This window comes from Methylobacterium sp. AC690 (assembly GCF_979256535.1).
This window is the reverse complement of sequence record NZ_CEEDOX010000017.1, coordinates 43,492-62,462: the sequence shown is the minus strand read 5'-3', so window position 1 is coordinate 62,462 and position 18,971 is coordinate 43,492. Positions and strand designations below refer to the sequence as shown.

Below are 18,971 nucleotides of genomic sequence, written 5' to 3'. Positions count from 1 at the left end.
CGGTTCCTCCCGCGATCCGAGGAGGCGACGAGCTGGGCGGGGATATCCAGAAGCCGCAATCGCGGCGGAACCGCCCGCAAGGCTACAATTAAGTTTCTATCAAATGATCAGGACTAGCCTACGGCCTCGCCCTCCAGTCGGAGACTTGACGATGCGGTACGCGGACGATGCGACCATCCCGGTTCCGTCGGGTCCTGTCCCATCGAGTCGATCCGGCAGGTTTCCACTGCTGGCGATATCCTGAAGATCGCCTCGCTGATGCCGCGTCCGCCCGATCCTGTCCTCGCCGGCCCTTCCCACCTGTCCGGATCGCGAGCGCCCGAAGCGACGTGGGGACGCCGGGCGGGGGATCGCGTGCGCGCCTCGGCACCGTGCAGCCCGGAGCCGGCGTCGGAGGGGGCGCCGGCCCACGCGGCCGGCCGCAACACGAACCGCTACGATCTGGAGGCCCGGGCCGGCCATCTCGACGAGGTGCTGCAATTCGCGCCCTACCTGGCCCTGACCCATACGCTGGTCGTCGGGGCCGTGCTGCTACTCTTCTGGAGCGAGGCGCACCGAACCTACCTGCTGGTCCTGTTCGCCAGCGTCGCCGGTCCCATCACCCTCGCAGCCATCGGGGCGCAGCGCTACCGTCGCCGGCGCCTGGGAGCGCGCGAGATCGTCACCGGGCATCGGCTCGCGGCCTTGTTCTCGCTGATTCTGGGGTTGGCCTGGGCCAGCATGCCCCTGGCTATCCTCCCGCCCGCAGGCACCCAGGACCAGACCTTCGTGGTGGCCATCGGGGTCGGCCTGATGGCCACCACCTACACCTTCGGGTCGCTCGCGCATCTCGGTCTGGTCTATTCCGCGCCGATCGCCTTAGGCAGCCTCGCGGCCCTGTTCCTCGTCGGCGGCCCCGCCAACTGGTGGCTGGCGATGCTGATGGGCATCTATTCGGCCTTCGTCGCCTTCACTGCCGGGCGGATGGGCCGCCTCTCGGAACAGCGGATCATCGATCGCGTCCGGGTCGGCGAGCAGAACGAGACGATCAGCCTGCTGCTCCACGACTTCGAGGCGAGCACCAGCGACTGGCTCTGGGAGACCGACCCGCTGGGACGGCTCCAGCACGTCTCCGAGCGCATCGGCCAAGTGTCGGGAGAGGACCCGGCGGTCCTGCACGAGGCGCCGTTCGCGGCCCTCTTCCTCGGCGTTCGCAAGCCCCGTCCGATGACCCCGGAACTCGCCGAGATCCTGGCCCTCGTCGCCGAGCGCAAAGCTTTTCGCGAGCGCGTCGTCGAGGTCACCATCGACGGACTCACGCGCTGGTGGCGCCTCAGCGGCAGGCCCATCACCGACGGCGCCGAGACCTTCCTGGGCTTTCGCGGGGTCGGCTCGGACATCACCGATACCCGGCAGTCCGAAGCGCGGATCGCCTATCTGGCGAGCTACGACCCGCTGACGGGCCTGGCCAACCGAACCCAGTTCCAGGGCGTGGCGACCCAGCTCTGTGCCCGGGCACAGACCGGGGGCGAGGCCTGCGCGCTGCTCTACCTCGACCTCGACGGCTTCAAGTTCGTCAACGACACCTTCGGCCATGCCCTGGGCGATGTCCTGCTGGTCCGGGTGGCCCAGCGCCTGACCGGCACGGTCCCGCCCCAGGGGCTGGTCTCGCGCCTCGGCGGCGACGAGTTCGCCATTCTCCTGCCCGGCGGCGACGAGGACGCCCTGGTCGGCTTGGCCCGGCGCCTCATCGCGGCCCTGAGCATACCCTACACCCTCGACGGGGTTCAGGTGGAGATCGGCGCCAGCGTCGGCCTCGCCCTGGCGCCGCGCGATGCCCACACCCCCGAAGGCCTCCTCAGCAAGGCCGATCTCGCCCTCTACCGGGCCAAGGCCACCGGCCGCGGCAACGTTCGGGTGTTCTCGCCCGACCTCGAGGCGACGATGCGCCTGCGGCGCGAACTCGAGGTCGATCTCAAGCGGGCGGTGGCGCAGGGCGAATTCAGCCTGCACTACCAGCCCCTGGTGAGCCTGGAGGACGGTCGGGTCCGCACCTTCGAGGCCCTGCTGCGCTGGACCCGGGGCTCCGGCGGCCCGGTCTCCCCCGCGGATTTCGTCCCCGTCGCCGAGGCCTCGGGCCTGATCACCGAGATCGGCCGCTGGGTCCTGATGCAGGCCTGCCGAGAGGCCGCGCGCTGGCCCGACGACATCCGGCTGGCGGTGAACCTCTCGCCGATCCAGTTCCGGAACACCGACCTCGTCGCCGACGTGACCCAGGCGCTGGAGGCCAGCGGGCTGAGGCCGGAGCGGCTGGAGATCGAGGTCACCGAGTCGGTGTTCTTCGAGATGAATGCGACGACCATCGCCAATCTCAACGAGTTACGCGCCCTGGGCATCCGCGTGGCGCTCGACGATTTCGGCACCGGCTACTCGTCGCTGAGCTACCTGATCCGGTTCCCGGTGGACAAGATCAAGATCGACCGCTCCTTCATCAAGGACATGGGCAGCCGGCCCGAATGCCTGGCGATCATCGAGGCGATCCTGACCCTCGCGCGCAAGCTCTCGATCACCGTCACCGCGGAGGGCGTCGAGACGATGGAGCAGGCGCAGATGCTCAGGGCGAGTCGCTGCGACGACATCCAGGGCTTCCTCTTCAGCCCGGCCCGACCGGCCGACGAGATCCCCCGTCTCATCGCGTCCCTGCCGGTGCGCTTCGGCGAGATTTTCCCCCTCCTGCCGCTCACGTTCCGCCGGGCGCCGGCGTGACGAGGCCGTCCGAGCCGCGCAGGCGCTCGGCCACCGCGGCGGCGGCCCGCGTACCCTCCTCGTAGGCGCCCCCCGCCGTACCCCATTGCAGGCGCGACAGGGCCTCGCCGGCGAACCAGACCCGGTCTGCCACGGGCGCCTGCAGGCGGGCCCGGGCGCCGGCATGGCCCGGCGGCACCACGGCCCAGGATCCGCGCGCCCAGGGGTCGTGGCGCCACGCGCTCACCGCCGGGATGCTCAGGTCATGCAGGGCGCGGGCGCCGAAATGTGCGGCGAGCGCCGTCCGCACCAGGCGGCGGACCCCATCCGGCCCGGCCCCGCGGGCGTCGAGGGCGGCGGCCATCGGCGCATCGAGCTCGAAGAAGTGGAACGGCGTGCCGTCGATCCGGGTGAGGAGGCCCGGACTCGGCTCGCGCCCGCCGACCAGGCTCGCGAGCCGGTCCGCTCCGCGGAACGGGCAGGAAGGCCAGTGCAGCACCGCGTGCTCGTAGATGCCGGTGGCGAACCCCGTGATCGCGTCCGCGACCTCCGGGGGGAGGGCGGGGGTGAAGAGCGGCGCGGCCCGAAGCACCATGGTGGGAATCGTGACGATGACGGCCCGGGCCGTGAAGCTCCGGGGGCCCGCCTGCACCCGCACGTCCGGGCCCGACCAGTCGATGCCGGTGACCGGCGTCCCGAGGGCGATGGGCAGCCCCTGGGCGAGGCGGGCGAGATAACCGCCGTAGCCACCGGCGATGAAGCGGTTGTCGCCGTACTCCATGCTCGGAAAATCCTGGAGCGAAACGCGGTCCAGCGACTGCCCCGAGACCAGGCCGTGGACGCGCTCGACCCGCCGGCCCCAGGGCCCGAGACCCGGCGGCAGGGCGGTGGCGGCCGGCCGGTCGGGCCCCGCCCAGCCCGCCTGGGTGCTCATGGCCCGGTCGGCCACCGCGAAGGCCCGGCCGAGGGCCGCCGCCTCCGCCGGCCGGCCGCGCCGGCGCCCGACCCAGAGATGGCTCTCCTGCGCCGCCACCCGCAGGGGCTCCCCCCGCTGGGTGCCGAGCCGCACCAGCGGGTTGATCGGCCCCGCATGCAGCCAGTGCCCGCCGAGGTCGACGGGATGGCCCCGCAGGGCGACGGTGACGAGGCGGCCGCCGACCCGATCGCGCGCCTCCAGGACCGCCACCCGGACGCCCCGGGCCGCGAGGCCGCGCGCCGCCGCCACGCCGGCGGCGCCCGCCCCGACGACGATGACCTCCGGATCGTCGGGCGGGGGGGCCAGGCGCGGCGCGACGCTCGGGCGCCAGCGTTCGTGGTCGGGGCGGGACGTCCTCATGGATGACGGTCTCGTTCCTGTCGGCGAAGGGTGGCGACGGGCCTAGCAGAGGGCGGTGCCGGGCGACACCGCGCCTCCGGTCGCAATCCGGTCACACGCCAGAAAACTCCGGTGTCCAGGATCGGCGCCGCGAATCGCCCATCCGCCGCCCGGCGGGACGGGTGGTGCAGCGATGGTCCGCACTTGCGCCGGCGCATCGCCATAGCCAGAACCTCGGGACACGGCGCGCGGGGGCGACGCAGGCCGGGTCCTTGCGAACGGATCGATCCACGACCACGGGATTCCCAGGTATGCTCATCCAGGCCGCCTTCGCCGCCGTCCGGCAGGTGTTCTCAGCTCCCTTGCGCGCGATCCTGTGGAAGTCCCTCGGACTGACCGTGGGTATCCTCGTCGTCGTCTGGTTCGGGCTGACGCGGGCGATCAACTGGTTCCTGTCCCAGCACCATCTCTCCGTGGACTATCCCTTCCTCGATACCCTGGCGGTGTTCTTCGCCGGGGCCGGCCTGTTCGTGGGCCTCGCCTACGTCATGCCGGCCGTATCGATCCTGGTGGCGGGCTACTTCCTCGACGACGCGGCCGAGATCGTCGAGCGCACGGATTTTCCGGACGAGCCGCCCGGTCTCGCCCTGCCGCTCGGCACCGCGATGTTCTACGCCGTCCGCTTCGCCGGCCTCGCCCTGCTGGTGAACCTCGTGGCGCTGATCCTGTTCTTCGTGCCGGGGGTGAATCTGGTCGCGTTCTTCGGGGCCAACGCCTACCTGCTGTCGCGGGAGTATTTCGAACTGGCCGCCGGGCGCTTTCGGCCGATGGCGGAGGCCGGCGCCATGCGCCGCCACTACGGCGGCACCACGCTCCTCGCCGGCGTGCTCCTCGCGGGCCTCATGGTGGTGCCGGTGCTCAATCTCGTCACCCCGCTCTTCGGCATCGCCCTGATGGTGCACGTTCACAAGGGCCTCAGCCGGCGTACCCCGGTCGCCGGCCCGCAGCCCCAGCCGCGCCTGCGCTGAGGCCATCGGAACAGCCGGGTCCGAATTTCACCAGGCGGCCTCCCGTCTGGCCTGGAAGTGGTCTAGATACGCTGCACCTGGCTCAAGGACCGGCGCCGATCCATGCCCCGCAAGGGGCCGGACGGGCGCGGGCGCCGCTTTTCGAGACGCACGAGCGATGACCGGCTTCGAGACCCTCCCCCTGACCCGCCCCGCCGCGCAGCTCGTCACCGTGTTCGGCGGATCGGGCTTCCTCGGGCGCCACGTGGTGCGGGCGCTGGCCAAGCGCGGCTACCGGATCCGGGTGGCCGTGCGCCGGCCCGATCTCGCCCTGTTCCTGCAGCCCCTCGGCAAGGTCGGCCAGATCGTCGCCGTGCAGGCCAACCTGCGCTACCCGGAGTCCATCGCCCGCGCGGTCCAGGGGGCCGACATCGTCGTGAACCTCGTGGGCATCCTGCAGGAGACCGGCAAGCAGAGCTTCTCGCAGCTCCAGGCCGAGGGCGCGGGCGAGATCGCCCGGGCGGCGGCCGCCGTCGGCGCGCCCCTGGTCCATGTCTCGGCCATCGGCGCCGACGTGAACTCGCCCTCGCACTACGCCCGCACCAAGGCCCTCGGCGAGGCCCGGGTTGCCGAGGCCGGCGGTCCGCACGTGATCCTGCGGCCCTCGCTGGTGTTCGGCCCCGGCGACAGCTTCTTCAACCGCTTCGCCGCCCTGGCCCGCGCCCTGCCGGTGCTGCCGCTGGCCGGCGCCGCGTCGCGCTTCCAGCCCGTCTACGTCGCCGACGTGGCCGAGGCGGTGGCTCGCGCCGTGGAGGGCCAAGTGCCCGCCGGAAAGGTCTACGAGCTCGGCGGCCCCGAGGTGGAGACCCTCGAGGCGCTGGTGCGCTACATGCTCAAGGTGACGATGCGCAAGCGCGTGGTCCTGGGCCTGCCCCAGCCCGCGGCGCTGCTCCAGGCCCGCGCCCTGGAGGTGGTCGACACCCTCACGCTCGGCCTTCTGCCGGACAGCCTCAAGCTGACCCGCGACCAGGTCATCCTGCTCCAGAACGACAACGTCGTCTCCGAGGCGGCCAAGGCGGAGGGGCGCACCCTGGAGGGCATCGGCCTGCAGCCCACCGCCATGGAGGCCGTGGTGCCGGGTTACCTCTGGCGCTTCCGCAAGGCGGGCCAGTTCGCCAAGATGCAGGAGCACGAGAGCGCCATCCCCGAGACCCTGGCCCCGAAACCCTTCGTGCCCCGCAGCGGCAGCGGTCCGGCCCTGGGGCCGGATTCCAACGCTCCGAGCCGGATGGGCGTCCGCTGGGGTACCCGGGGCTGACGCATCCGCGCGTCACCGGAGTCCTCAGGCCCGTCGAAATGGGCTAGAGGGCGACCATGACCCAAGCCTCTCCACTCGAAGTCGCGTCGCCTGAAGTCGCGTCGTCCCGAGTCCCGTCGCCCGAAGCCGGCGCACCCCTGGTGCGCTTCGCGCCCTCGCCCACCGGCTACCTGCATATCGGCAATGCCCGGCCGGCGCTCCTCAACGCGCTCTTCGCCCGGGCGCGGGGCGGGCGCTTCCTGCTGCGCCTCGACGACACCGACCGGGAGCGCTCGACCGCGGAATTCGCCGCCGCCGTCTCCGAGGACCTCGCCTGGCTCGGGATCGTGCCGGACCTGTTCGCCCGACAATCCGACCGGGTGGCGATCCACGACGCGGCCGCCGCCCGCCTGAAGGCGATGGGGCGGCTCTATCCCTGCTACGAGACGCCGGAGGAGTTGGAGCGTCGACGCCGACGCCAGCTCGGGCGCGGCCAGCCGCCGATCTACGACCGGGCCGCCCTGACCCTGACGGAGGCCGAGCGGGCCGCCCTGGAGGCGGAGGGGCGCAAGCCGCACTGGCGCTTCAAGCTCGAGGCCCGCACGGTGGCCTGGGACGACCTGGTGCGGGGCGAGGCCCACGTGGATTGCGCCTCGCTCTCCGATCCGGTGCTGATCCGCGCCGACGGCAGCTATCTCTACACCCTGCCCTCCGTGGTCGACGACGCCGAGATGGGCATCACCCATGTCATTCGCGGCGAGGACCACGTCACCAACACGGGCGTGCAGGTTCAGATCTTCGAAGCCCTGGGCAGCGCGATCCCGGTCTTCGGCCATCACAACCTCCTGACCACCGTGGACGGGGAGGGGCTCTCGAAGCGCCTCGGCCACCTCTCGCTCCGAGGGCTGCGCGAGGCCGGCTACGAGCCGGGGGCGGTGCGCTCCCTCGCCGTCCTCACCGGCTCGGCGGAATCCGTCCGGGCCGTGGCGGGCCTCGACGAACTCGCCGGCCTCGTGGACCTGGCGCAGATCTCGCGGGCGCCGGCGAAGTTCGATCCGCACGAGCTCGACGGGCTCAACGCCCGCCTCGTCCATGCCATGGAGTATGCCGAAGTGGCCGACCGCCTCGCGGCGCAAGGGGTCGCGTCCGAGCGCGCGGCGGCGTTCTGGGAGGCGGTGCGGCCCAACCTCGCCAAGGTGTCGGAGGCGGGAGACTGGTGGCGCGTGGTCACCGGGCCCGTGGCCCCGGTCATCGCCGATCCGGCCTTCATCGGGGCCGCCGCCGCGCTCCTCCCGGCCGAGCCCTGGGACACAGAGACCTGGAAGGCCTGGACGGGCGCCGTGAAGGCGGCCACGGGTGCCAAGGGCAAGGCGCTGTTCATGCCGCTGCGCCTCGCGCTGACGGGCCTGGAGCACGGGCCGGACCTTGCCGGCCTGCTGCCGCTGATCGGGCGGGACGTCGTCCTGCGCCGGCTGGCGGGAGAGGGCTGACGCCGGGTCCCTGCGGTGCATGCAGGCCCGACCCACCGGCACGGGTGACTGTCCCTGGCCGGGTGGCACGCCTATATGCGGGCCCGACGCCGTTTTCCATCCCGAGCCCCAGATCCGAATGAGCACCGATCCCGCCCCGGCGGCACCGGCCGTGGCCGCGCCGCCCGCGCGCCCCGGCCTCGTCGCCACCTATCGCCGCCTCTGGCCCTATCTCTGGCCCTACGGCCGGCCCGACCTGCAGCGGCGCGTCTTCCTCGCCTTCGGCCTGCTGATCGTCGCCAAGTTCGTGACGATGGTGACGCCCTTCACCTTCAAGTGGGCCACCGACGCCCTGGTGGCGATGACGGATCCCAAGGCGGCCAGCGGCGTGCCGGGCGCAGCCGTGCCCACCGGCCTGCTCGCCGCCCCGATGCTGCTCATCGGCCTCTACGGCCTCTCGCGCATCCTGATGGCGGGGCTGACGCAGGTGCGTGACGGGCTGTTCGCCAAGGTGGCGATGCATGCGGTGCGCCGCCTTGCGCTCCAGACCTTCGAGCACATGCACCGGCTCTCCCTGCGCTTCCACCTGGAGCGCAAGACCGGTGGCCTGACCCGCGTGCTGGAGCGTGGGCGCGGCGGCATCGAGGAGCTCTCGCGCCTGATGGTGCTCACCCTGGTGCCGACCATCGTCGAGTTCCTGCTCGTGATCGGCGTCCTCGCCTACGAGTTCGACTGGATCTACTCGGTGGTCGTGTTCGTGATGGTGGCGGCCTACCTCGCCTTCACCTGGAAGGCGACGCAGTGGCGCATCGAGATCCGCCGGCGGATGAACAATTCCGACACCGATGCGAACACCAAAGCGGTCGACTCGCTGCTGAACTTCGAAACGGTGAAGTATTTCGGTGCCGAGTTGCGCGAGGCCGAGCGCTACGACGTCTCGATGGCGAAGTACGAGAAGGCCTCGACGCAAACCTACGTCTCGCTCGCGGTCCTCAACGCCGGTCAGGCGGTGATCTTCACGATCGGCATGACCGTCGTGATGTGGTTGGCCGCGCGCGACATCATGGCCGGGCGCACCACCCTCGGGGGCTTCGTGCTGGTCAACACGATGCTGGTGCAACTCTCCATGCCGCTCAACTTCATGGGCATGATCTACCGCGAGATCAAACAGGCGCTGATCGACATCGACGACATGTTCCAGATCCTGCACCGCAACCCCGAGATCGCCGACCGGCCGGATGCGCTGCCCCTCGCCGTCTCGGACGGCGTGGTGCGCTTCGAGGACGTGCGCTTCGCCTACGATCCGGCCCGGCCCATCCTCAAGGGCGTCAGCTTCGAGGTCCCGGCGGGCAGGACGGTCGCCATCGTGGGCCCCTCGGGGGCGGGCAAGTCGACCCTGTCACGCCTCCTCTTCCGGTTCTACGAGCCGCAGGGCGGCCGTATCCTCATCGACGGCCAGGACATTTCGCGGGTCCGGCAGGCCAGTCTGCGGGCGGCCATCGGCATGGTTCCGCAGGATACGGTGCTGTTCAACGACACCATCGGCTACAACATCCGCTACGGCCGCTGGAACGCCACCCCGGCCGAGGTGCGCGCCGCCGCCGCCCTGGCGCAGATCGACCGCTTCATCTCCGCCCTGCCGGAGGGCTACGACACCCCCGTGGGCGAGCGTGGCCTGAAACTCTCGGGCGGCGAGAAGCAGCGCGTCGCCATCGCCCGGACCATCCTGAAGGGACCGCCGATCCTCGTCCTCGACGAGGCGACCTCGGCCCTCGATTCCTTCACCGAGCGCGAGATCCAGGACGCCCTCGACACCGTGAGCCAGGGCCGCACCACCCTGGTCATCGCTCACCGCCTCTCCACGGTGGTCAATGCGGATGAGATCATCGTCCTCGACAAGGGCGTCATCGTCGAGCGCGGCGACCACGCCACCCTGCTGGAGCGAAACGGCGTCTATGCCTCCCTGTGGAGCCGTCAGCGCGAAGCCGATGCCGCCCTGGAGATCCTCCAGCGCAGTGAGGCGGCGCTGCCGTTGCCCAAGGAGCGACCGGCCCTCGTGCCGGAGCCGGTTCCCGCCGCGTAGGGGCCGCGCCGTCAGCCCCGCTTGTCGGGCTGCGGCACCGCCGCGGTCCCGTCTGTGGGCAGGACGAAGATCTGGCCCGGATAGATCAGGTCGGGATTGCGGATCTGCGGCTGGTTGGCGTCGAAGATCACCGTGTAGCGCGTGCCCTTGCCGTAGATGCGCCGACTGATCTGCCACAGGCTGTCGCCCCGGATGATCGTCGCGGTCCCGATCTCCGGGACGAAGACCGTGGGGCTCCGCTCCGCCAGAGCCGGGGCCTGCATCCGGGCGGGTGTCTGGGCCGTCTCCGGAACAGGACTTCGTGGCCCGGGCGCCTCGGCCTGGACGGGGGCGAGCGGCGTGATCGAAGCGGGGCGCGGTAGGGCCGGCGGCGTCGGCTGCTGCGACGAAGGCGGTCGCGAGGGAGATTCTCGCGAGGAAAGGGTTTGCGACGGAAGGTCTTGCGACGGAAGTCCTTGCGACGTCCGTGCTTGCTGCCCCGGCGTGAGGGTGGGGGCCGGCGTCGGTGCCTGTGGCAGTCCGCCCTCGGAATTCGCGGCGGGGAGCGCGGCTGGCGCCTTGGGGGCCGCTGCCCGGGGCGCGGCCGCCGGGGGCAGCGTGGCCGGGTTCTCCGGCGTTCCCAGGCGTGCGACCGGGCCCGGCACCGAGGCCGCCGGCGGTGGATTGCCTTGCTGTGCGACGGGGGCCGCGCCCTCGGACGACCGGCCCGTCCCCGGTGCCGCCGGCTTGGTCACGGCCGCGGGCACGTTGAAGGCGACCTCGGAGCGGGTCTTCACCTTGCCGGAGACGGGATCGACCTGATCCACCCGGACCTTGTAGTCACCCGGCCGGACGCCGCGCCCGATGGTGAAGGCCACGCGCCCGTCCGCGCCGGCACTGCCGGGTGCCACCAGGGCGTCGTTCAGATAGAGCCGCACGGTGGCCCCGGGCGGGGCCTGACTCGTGACGTAGAGCCGTCCACCCTCTTCCGCCTCGACGCTGACGATCTTCACCGGCCCGGTGCGGTCCGCGTCGGCCTTGGCGGGGCCGGCCTCCGCCGTCGGGACCGGATTATGGGGAGCGCGGCCGTCGGGCATGGTCGTTGCGAGGCCGCCATCGGCCTTGCCGGTCCGGCCGGCCTCGGCCGGGAGCTTTCCGCCCGAGACACCTTTGCTCGGGTCAACCTTGTCTGGATCGGTCTTGCTGGGGTCCGTCTTGCCGGCGTTCGTCTTGCCAGCGTCCGACTCGCCGGCTTCCGTCTTGCCGGGTTCGATGTTGCCTGAGGCGGGTTTTCCCGCCCCGCTCCTGCCCGCATCGGCAAGGGTGGTCCCGGGCGGCGTCGGAGTCGGATCCGGCTGCGACAGCACGATGGTGGGCTTGCCGGGGGAGGTCAGGGCGATGAGGGGCTTGGCATTGCGATGGGGCGAGACCACGACCGCCACGCTGTCGCGCGAGATCCGGGCCTGACCGTCGGCGCCGAGCACCCGCAGGGTGATCTCACTGTTGCCGGTGGGCAGGGCCGGAGGCACGATGGCGAACTGGCCGGAGGGATCGACGAGCGCACGGGCAATCGGCTCGTTGTCGCGCAGAAGCTCGACGGTGGTGTTGGGCGCGGCCCGCCCGGCGATCACCGCTTCGCCATTCGGCTCGATCCGGATGATGTCGAAGGTTGGCGCCTCGCTGACCGGCGGGGTGCCGGAGGCCTGCCCCGGCGGTTGGCCCGGCTCCAGGGCCGCCAGGGGCTTTCCCGTCGGCGCCGCCCCCTCCCCGGGGCTCGCATCCCGCCGAACCGGCGGATTCGGCTCGGCCGCACCGTCCGTCCGGACGGGGGGCTTGCCGGCGGGAGCACCGCTCTCCTCGGTGGCACCGGAGCCCGCCGGGGACCCGAGGCCGCGCTTGAACAGGGTGCCTGCGCCGTAGAGGGTGACCACGAGGGCAAAGCCCGCCAGAAGCCCCACGCAGGCGAGGAAGATGCTCCGTCGCAACTCCGCCCTCATGACACGCCACTCCTTCGTCCACCGGCACGGCGGCCGAAATTCCATCGCCGCGGGATCGGGCCCGTCGACAAACCGGCGATTGATGGCGACATATTAGCGAACATGACCGGATCACCAAATCACACCCGCCGGATCGCGGCCGGATCCTCCGTAAAATCAGCAGTTTGGCGCGTGGACCGCGGCGTACGGGTCCTGTCCGCGGCGCATCAGGGAGGTCCGGCATGGCTCCGGTAAGGACGGTCTGCGTCTATTGCGGCTCGGGCTTCGGCGGCGATCCGGCCTTCACGGCCGCGGCCGTGACCCTCGGCAAGGCCCTGGCGGAGGCCGGGATCGGCCTCGTCTATGGCGGCGGCAATGTCGGCCTGATGGGCACCGTCGCCCGGGCGGTCCTCGAGAACGGCGGCCACGTCACCGGCATCATCCCCGACTTCCTGAAATCGCGCGAGCGCATGCTCGACGAGATCCAGGAGACTATCGTCGTGGAGGACATGCACACCCGCAAGCGGCTGATGTTCGAGCGCTCCGACGCCTTCGTGGCCCTGCCCGGCGGCATCGGCACCCTGGAGGAGTTGGTGGAACAGCTCACCTGGGCGCAGCTCGGCCAGCACAACAAGCCGATCCTGCTGCTCTCGGTAGCGGATTTCTGGACGCCCCTCCTGACGCTCCTCGACCACATGCGGGGCCAGGGCTTCATCCGCGAAGGGCTCGACCTGAGCTACCTCGTGGCCAGCGAGGCGGCCGACGTGGTCGGCCTCCTGCGCGACGCGGCCGGATCGGTCGCGCCGGCGCCCGCCGCCGAGGCCCTGGTGGCGGAGCGGTTCTGACGCGGAGCCCGACCGGTGGCGGCCGCCCGTTTCAGGTCGCCACGCTCCAGGTCGTCCCGTCCTTGCCGTCCTTCAGGGCGACGCCCATCGCCAGCAACTCGTCGCGGATCCGGTCCGAGGCGGCCCAGTCCTTGGCGGTCCGGGCCGCGCGCCGGTCCGCGATCAGCGCCTCCACCCGGGCGACGTCGACGCCGGCCGCCCGGATGGTACCCTGGTCGCGCGCCGACTTCGTCTGGGTGAGCAGGCCGAGGAGGTTCGCACCGGCCTTCAGCGCTGCCGGCTCGTCGAGGCGGTGCAGCTCGGCGAGCGCCGCGGCGGTGTTGAGGTCGTCGAGGAGCGGCTCGCGCACGCCCTCCGGGATCGCCTCGGCCGCGGCCACGTCGCCAACGACCCCGTACCAGCGGTCGAGCATCCGGGCCGCCTCCTCGAGGCCACGCAGGGTCCAGTCGATCGGCTGGCGGTAATGGGTCTTCAGCATGGCGAGGCGTGCGACCTCGCCGGGCCAATCCTTCAGCACGTCCCGGATGGTGATGAAGTTGCCGAGCGACTTCGACATCTTCTCCCCCTCCACCTGGAGGAAGCCGTTGTGGAGCCAGACGTCGGCCATCACGTCGGTGCCGAAGCAGCAGCGTGACTGCGCGACCTCGTTCTCGTGGTGGGGGAAGATGAGGTCGATGCCGCCGGCATGGATGTCGAAGCGCTCGCCGAGATGCTTCCACGACATCGCCGAGCACTCGATGTGCCAGCCCGGCCGGCCCGGTTCCGCGATTCCGCAGGGGGAGGGCCAGGACGGCTCGCCGGCCTTCGAGGGTTTCCACAGCACGAAGTCGAGGGGCGAGCGCTTGTAGGGCGCGACCTCGACGCGAGCTCCGGCCTCCATCTCGTCGAGGGGGCGCTTCGAGAGGGCGCCGTAATCGGGCATCGACGGCACGTCGAACAGCACGTGGCCGTCCGCCACGTAGGCGTGGCCGCGCGTCACCAGGCCGGCGATGATGATGTGCATCTCGGCGATGTGGTCGGTGGCCCGCGGTTCGACGAAGCGCGGGCGCTCGCCCGGCACATTGACGTCTTCGGGCATCAGCACGCCGAGTTCGCGAATGTCGGCGTGGAAGGCTTTCAGGGTGCCGTCGGTGAGTTCGCGGATGCTGATGCCGCGCTCGGCGGCCCGGGCGTTGATCTTGTCGTCCACGTCCGTGACGTTGCGGGCATAGGTGACGTGGGGCGCGCCGTAGAGCTGGCGCAGCAGGCGGAACAGCAGGTCGAAGACGATGATCGGCCGGGCGTTACCGATATGGGCCGCGTCGTAGACGGTGGGGCCGCAGGCATACATCCGCACGTTCGTCGGATCGATCGGCGTGAAGGCGGCCTTCTCGCGGGTCAGCGTGTTGTAGAGCCGCAACATCGAGGCCATGAAACTTTCCTTACGTCCCGGGCCCCCATCCGGACCCGTCCGTCCCTGAAACACCGCAGCGCATTGGTTTCGCGCGGCTTTTGCCGCAGCGCACCCAACCGCCCGCCACACCGTCGCCGCGTTCCGCCCGGGGCCCTGTTGCGCGAAGGCGACGGCCGGGCCGCCCGTCCTGCGCTACCTCAAAACCATGAGCAATTCGAGAACGCCGCCAGACCGGCACGCCTCGGAAACGGCTGCCTCGAAAAGCACGACGCGGCGAAAGGGTTTGTTAACCCGGTGCCGTGAAATTTTCGCCCCATACGCTTCCGACATCAGCAAGGTTCTGCCCATGCGCCGCGCGGCCGCCAGTATCGGCGCTCTTCTCGCCCTCGCCCTCACCGCCCACGGCGTCCTGGCCTCCGACGGCGAGAGCCCGGCCAAGGCCCCCAGCACCGTCGAGAAGACGTTCCTGATCCCGTCGAGCGAGGGGTACGGCGTCGGCGACTGCCTCACCAACGGCGAGAGCGCCTGCGGCCAGGTTGTGGCCAATGCCTGGTGCGAGGCGCAGGGCTTCGCCTCCGCCGGCTCCTTCGGCGTCGCCGCGCAGGACGAATATACCGGCGCGATCCCGCCGGCCCCGGTGGCGAAGCCCGCCGAGCGCCCGATCCGAATCACCTGCCAGGACTGATCCGCAGGCCGGGCCGCCCCGTCGCACGACGACCCGGTCTTCCGGCCTACTTCTCCATGAACGCGTCGCAGCGCGGCGGCGCTTCGGTGCCCCAGGGCATCAGCGGCACGGCCGAGGTGGAGTTCTTGGGCGAACCCTGGATCACCTTGTCCGAATAGACCATGTAGATCAGCGTGTTGCGCTTGGTATCGCAGCCGCGCACGATCTGCATCGACTTGAAGATCAGCGACCGGCGCTCGCTGAAGACCACTTCGCCCTGCTTGAATTTCCCCTTGAACTGCACCGGGCCGACCTGGCGGCAGGCGAGGGAGATGTCGGAGACATCCTCCGCGAGGCCGAGGGTGCCCTTGATGCCGCCCTTCTCCGGCTGCGTGTACCAGCAGGCGACCCCTGCCACCGACGGGTCGTCGATCCCGTAGACCACGAGCTTGTCGTTGGGGGTCAGCGGCCGCCACACGGTCGACTTGTCGAAGATGCGGTCCGCATCGTCCGCCCGCGCCGGTTGTGCGGCAAGGCCGAGCCCCAGCGCCAGCGCACAGCCTGTGAGACCCCGAAGCCACATCATCGTATCATTCCCCTCAGTTTGTTCCGGCCGGATGTGGGAAGGGTGTCGCGGTCGTGCGAGGGGCGCTAATAAACTTGTGTTGAGCCCGTTCGCCTCCGCTTCGTTGACGTTCCCTTCGGGGGACCTCGCGCGGCGGCGTCCCGCCATCCATTGCAATCAGGCCATGCCGCTGATCCCCTCCCAGATCCGCACGCTCGTCCGAGGGCTCGCCGGCGTCCTCGCCGTCACCACCCTGACGGGTATCGCCGAGGCGCAGACCTCCGCCTGCCTGCGCTATCGCTCCGAACTCGCCGGCCTCAGCGACGGGGCCAGCACCGCGCGGGCTCTGCAGAACGAGATCGGCCGCCTCAATGCCTATTATCGAACCCTGAACTGCGAGGGGGGGCGGTTCCTCTTCTTCGATTCGCGCCCCCCGCAATGTGGCGCGGTGGAGCAGCGCATCCGCGCGCTCAACGCCGGCTACGGTGCCGAGAACGGTGAGGTGACGGCCGCGCGCCGGCTGCAGCTCACCGAGGCGATCGCCGCGGCCTGCACGGATCCGGCGAGCCGTAGCTTGATCAAGGCGGACGGGATTCCGGGCGAGGCGCGGGCGCGCGGCGGCGCGCAGGTGATCTGCGTGCGCAGCTGCGACGGCGCCTACTTCCCGATGACCAACCTGCCCGATGGCCGCGAAGGTGCCGACGAGCTCTGCCAGGCCCTCTGTCCCGGCGCGGAAGCGGCGGCCTATTCGATGCCGCACGGCGACGAAGCCCTGAAACAGGCCGCTACCGTGAAGGGAAGCCGCGCCTACACGGCCCTGCCGAACGCCTTCAAGTTCCGCACGTCCTTCACGCCGAACTGCTCGTGCAAGCGCGAGGGGCAGAGCTGGGCCCAGTCCCTGGTCAAGGCCGAGAGCATGCTGGTGCGGCACAAGGGCGACATCTTCGTCACGCCGATGCAGGCCGAGGCCCTGTCGCGCCCGCCGAAGGTCCGCCTGACCCTGGTGGGCCGGGCCGACAAGACGGCCGCGGGCCTCGCCGCCGACGCCGCCACGCGCCATGCCGCCGTCGCCTCCGATGCGCCTGCGCAGCCGGAGCCGGCCGCCGCCGCAGCGCCGGGAGCGGGCGAAGAGCGCCAGCCGGTGCGCATCATCGCTCCGAACCTGTTCTCGACCGCTGCGCGGCTGGGGAATCCCTGAGAGGACGGCCGGCGTCGCGCGGCCGGAAACGGGAACCATCCCGCTCGCATTCTGTTCCGAAGGCCTCATCAACGACGTGAGTGACCTTCGATGCGGAGCATCCGCCACCTCCTCCTGACCGGCACGGTCCTGCCTGTCCTAATCCTCTCCGGCCCGAGCCTGGCCCGGCAGGATTCCGCGTCGGGCGGCACCATCCTGCTGGCCCAAGCCGGGCCCGGCGAGGGACCCCGGGGTGGAGGGGCCGAAGGTCCGCGGGGCGGGCCGCCCGGCGGCGGACGCGAGCGTCCCGAGCCGCGTCAGGAACGCCCCGAGCCCCGCCAGGAACGACCGGCACCCCGCCCCGAGCCGCGTCAGGAGCGGCCGGAGCCCCGTCAGGAGCGTCCCGAGCCGCGCCAGGAACGACCGGCAGCCCGCCCCGAGCCGCGTCAGGAGCGGCCGGAGCCGCGTCAGGAGCGCCCAGAGCCGCGCCAGGAACGACCGGCACCCCGCCCCGAGCCGCGCCAGGAGAGGCCGGAACCCCGTCAGGAGCCGCGTCAGGAGCGCCAGGAACGTGCGCCGGCCGCGCCGGCTGAGCGTCCCGCCGCTCGCCCGGAGCAGCGCCAAGAGCGTCCCACCCGCGATGAGCGCCCCGCCCGCGAAGAGCGCGGCCCTGGTGCGGACCGAGATCAAGCGCCGCAGCGCCGCGCGCCCGGGGAGCGTCCGTCGCCTCCGCCGGTCGCACGCGAGCGTGCCCCCGACCGGCCGAACACGCCCGAGCGCCCCGCCGCGCCCGAGCCGAACCGTCCGGCGCCCGCGCAGCCACGCCAGGCGCCGGCTCCGGCACAAGCTCCCGCTCCGGCGCAAGCCCCCGCTCCGGCGCAAGCCCCGACGCCGAACGCGCCCGAGATCCGCAACCCCGCCACCCCGAATGTGCCGGGCGCAGCCCAGCCAAGCCGTCCCAATGCCCCCGGCGAGCCGCGTGCCCCGGGCCAGCCGGCCCCGCCGGCTCCGCAGCCCGGCCAGCCCGGTGCCGCGGCACCCAATGCCCGTCCCGGCGTCCCGGGACGTCCGTTCGTCCCCCCCGGCGCCCCGAATCCGGACACGCAGCGTTCCGACGGACGTCCGGGCGTGGGTCCCAACCCGGTCGATGCCCGGCCGGATCGGGATGGGCCGGTCCCAGGCGGCCGGGATCCGCGAGATCCGGCTGCCCGGGATTCCGGGACCCGGGACCTGCGGCGCGATGGACCCGATCGGAACGGACTCGATCGGAACGGCCCCGACCGGCCCGGCCTCGGCCGCGACGATGCGGGCCGACCCGATCTCCGGCCCGGCGACGCCCGCCGCGACGATCGGAGCATCGATGATCGTCGCGAGGATCGCGAGCGGCGGGACGCCTTTGAGCGCCGCGACGCGCGCAGTGGCTTCAACGCGCCGGGGCGGCCGGGCTACGTGCCGGGCGGCTTCCGGGACGACGACGATGTGCGCGATTACGATCAGGTGCGCCGCGACCGCCGCGAGTTCTCGGAAGGGGGCCGGACCTATATCCGCGAGCCCGGCCGCATCATCGTGCGCGACCGCGACACCTACTTCATCCGCCACGACGAGAACGAGCGCTTCCGCGATCTCGACCGGCGCGCCTATCGCAGCGAGCGCCGCGGCGGCGATACCATCACGTATCTCGACCGGCCCGGTGGCGAGCAGATCGTCACCATCGTGGACGACGACGGCCGCCTCGTGCGCCGGTCCCGTCGCTTCCGCGACGGGCGCGAGGTCGTCATCATCGACAACAGCTTCGGTGGCGGCGTCGCGCGGCCGATCTACGAGGACGTCGTCGAGTTGCCGCCGCCGGATATCCGCATCCCGCGGGATCGCTACGTCGTCGACTACGACGGCGCCGACGAGCGCACCGTCTACGAGGCCCTGTCGGCCCCGCCGGTGGTGGCGGTGGACCGGCGCTACACCCTCGACCAGGTGCGCTACAGCCCGCAGCTGCGGGCGCGCATGCGGAGCGTGGACATCGACACGATCAACTTCGACACCGGGTCGTTCACGGTGACGCCGGATCAGGCCGCGCGCCTCTCGACCATCGCGGCGGCCATGAACCGGGCGATCAAGGCCAATCCGCAGGAGGTGTTCCTGATCGAGGGCTACACCGACGCCGTGGGCGCCGACATCGACAACCTTTCGCTCTCCGACCGCCGGGCGCAGTCGGTGGCCACCGTCCTGACCCAGAACTTCCAGGTGCCCCCCGAGAACCTGACCACCCAGGGCTACGGAGAGCAGAACCTGAAGGTAAATACCCAGAACGCTTCGCGCGAGAACCGCCGGGTCACCGTCCGGCGCATCACCCCGCTGATCCAGCAGCAGGCCGAAGCCCCCCCGCGCTGACAGCGCCGTCCGACGAACCGGATCCCGGTTCGTCGGACGCACGGCTCCCGGCCGGTGACGCAACGTAACACCGGTGCGCTCCTGCCCCC

14 protein-coding genes are annotated in these 18,971 nt (G+C 71.5%); 9 read left to right on the top strand and 5 right to left on the bottom strand.

Annotated features, from left to right (window positions below; genetic code table 11):
• Positions 1-354 precede the first annotated feature (354 nt).
• Positions 355-2,745, top strand: coding sequence for a putative bifunctional diguanylate cyclase/phosphodiesterase (locus tag AC0IY1_RS19475; RefSeq protein WP_471771676.1), 2,391 nt, complete (start codon positions 355-357; stop codon positions 2,743-2,745).
• Here the strand turns inward: AC0IY1_RS19475 and AC0IY1_RS19470 are convergent.
• A complete protein-coding gene (locus AC0IY1_RS19470; protein ID WP_471771674.1) occupies positions 2,720-4,060 on the bottom strand; it encodes a flavin monoamine oxidase family protein in 1,341 nt (446 codons plus the stop codon). The two genes, AC0IY1_RS19475 and AC0IY1_RS19470, sit on opposite strands and share 26 nt — an antisense overlap.
• A 290-nt stretch (positions 4,061-4,350) precedes the next feature.
• Here AC0IY1_RS19470 and AC0IY1_RS19465 point away from each other — a divergent pair, with 290 nt between their 5' ends.
• From AC0IY1_RS19465 to AC0IY1_RS19450, 4 genes are all read left to right on the top strand, one after another.
• Positions 4,351-5,067, top strand: coding sequence for a sulfate transporter family protein (locus tag AC0IY1_RS19465; RefSeq protein ID WP_103708176.1), 717 nt, complete (start codon positions 4,351-4,353; stop codon positions 5,065-5,067).
• 157 nt (positions 5,068-5,224) lie between these two features.
• Complete coding sequence (locus AC0IY1_RS19460; protein WP_471771672.1) at positions 5,225-6,364, top strand: complex I NDUFA9 subunit family protein; 1,140 nt, start codon at positions 5,225-5,227, stop codon at positions 6,362-6,364.
• Positions 6,365-6,420: 56 nt separating this feature from the next.
• Positions 6,421-7,833: a glutamate--tRNA ligase gene (gene gltX / locus AC0IY1_RS19455; protein WP_471771670.1), complete on the top strand. Its 1,413-nt coding sequence runs from the start codon at positions 6,421-6,423 to the stop codon at positions 7,831-7,833.
• A 118-nt stretch (positions 7,834-7,951) separates the two neighbouring features.
• On the top strand, positions 7,952-9,895 hold the full coding sequence (locus tag AC0IY1_RS19450; protein WP_471771668.1) for an ABCB family ABC transporter ATP-binding protein/permease: 1,944 nt from the start codon (positions 7,952-7,954) through the stop codon (positions 9,893-9,895).
• An 11-nt stretch (positions 9,896-9,906) separates the two neighbouring features.
• Here the strand turns inward: AC0IY1_RS19450 and AC0IY1_RS19445 are convergent, their stop codons facing one another.
• Positions 9,907-11,871, bottom strand: coding sequence for a LysM peptidoglycan-binding domain-containing protein (locus tag AC0IY1_RS19445; RefSeq protein ID WP_471771666.1), 1,965 nt, complete (start codon positions 11,869-11,871; stop codon positions 9,907-9,909).
• A gap of 221 nt (positions 11,872-12,092) precedes the next feature.
• Here AC0IY1_RS19445 and AC0IY1_RS19440 point away from each other — a divergent pair, with 221 nt between their 5' ends.
• On the top strand, positions 12,093-12,695 hold the full coding sequence (locus AC0IY1_RS19440; RefSeq protein WP_055946893.1) for an LOG family protein: 603 nt from the start codon (positions 12,093-12,095) through the stop codon (positions 12,693-12,695).
• A gap of 31 nt (positions 12,696-12,726) precedes the next feature.
• Here AC0IY1_RS19440 and cysS read toward each other — a convergent pair whose 3' ends face one another.
• Positions 12,727-14,106 (bottom strand): cysteine--tRNA ligase, encoded by a 1,380-nt coding sequence (gene cysS, locus AC0IY1_RS19435; RefSeq protein WP_055946895.1) that lies wholly within the window; start codon positions 14,104-14,106, stop codon positions 12,727-12,729.
• Between the two features lie 328 nt (positions 14,107-14,434).
• On the opposite strand from cysS, the gene AC0IY1_RS19430 reads away from it, so the two are divergent.
• A complete protein-coding gene (locus tag AC0IY1_RS19430) occupies positions 14,435-14,773 on the top strand; it encodes a hypothetical protein (RefSeq protein ID WP_055946897.1) in 339 nt (112 codons plus the stop codon).
• Between the two features lie 46 nt (positions 14,774-14,819).
• Here AC0IY1_RS19430 and AC0IY1_RS19425 read toward each other — a convergent pair whose 3' ends face one another.
• Positions 14,820-15,338: a CreA family protein gene (locus AC0IY1_RS19425; protein ID WP_055946898.1), complete on the bottom strand. Its 519-nt coding sequence runs from the start codon at positions 15,336-15,338 to the stop codon at positions 14,820-14,822.
• A gap of 163 nt (positions 15,339-15,501) precedes the next feature.
• Here AC0IY1_RS19425 and AC0IY1_RS19420 point away from each other — a divergent pair, with 163 nt between their 5' ends.
• Complete coding sequence (locus tag AC0IY1_RS19420; RefSeq protein ID WP_471771664.1) at positions 15,502-16,515, top strand: DUF2865 domain-containing protein; 1,014 nt, start codon at positions 15,502-15,504, stop codon at positions 16,513-16,515.
• Between the two features lie 138 nt (positions 16,516-16,653).
• Here the strand turns inward: AC0IY1_RS19420 and AC0IY1_RS19415 are convergent, their stop codons facing one another.
• Positions 16,654-17,184: a hypothetical protein gene (locus AC0IY1_RS19415; RefSeq protein ID WP_471771662.1), complete on the bottom strand. Its 531-nt coding sequence runs from the start codon at positions 17,182-17,184 to the stop codon at positions 16,654-16,656.
• A 438-nt stretch (positions 17,185-17,622) separates the two neighbouring features.
• On the opposite strand from AC0IY1_RS19415, the gene AC0IY1_RS19410 reads away from it, so the two are divergent.
• Positions 17,623-18,882, top strand: coding sequence for an OmpA family protein (locus tag AC0IY1_RS19410; protein WP_471771660.1), 1,260 nt, complete (start codon positions 17,623-17,625; stop codon positions 18,880-18,882).
• The last annotated feature ends 89 nt before the right edge of the window (positions 18,883-18,971 follow it).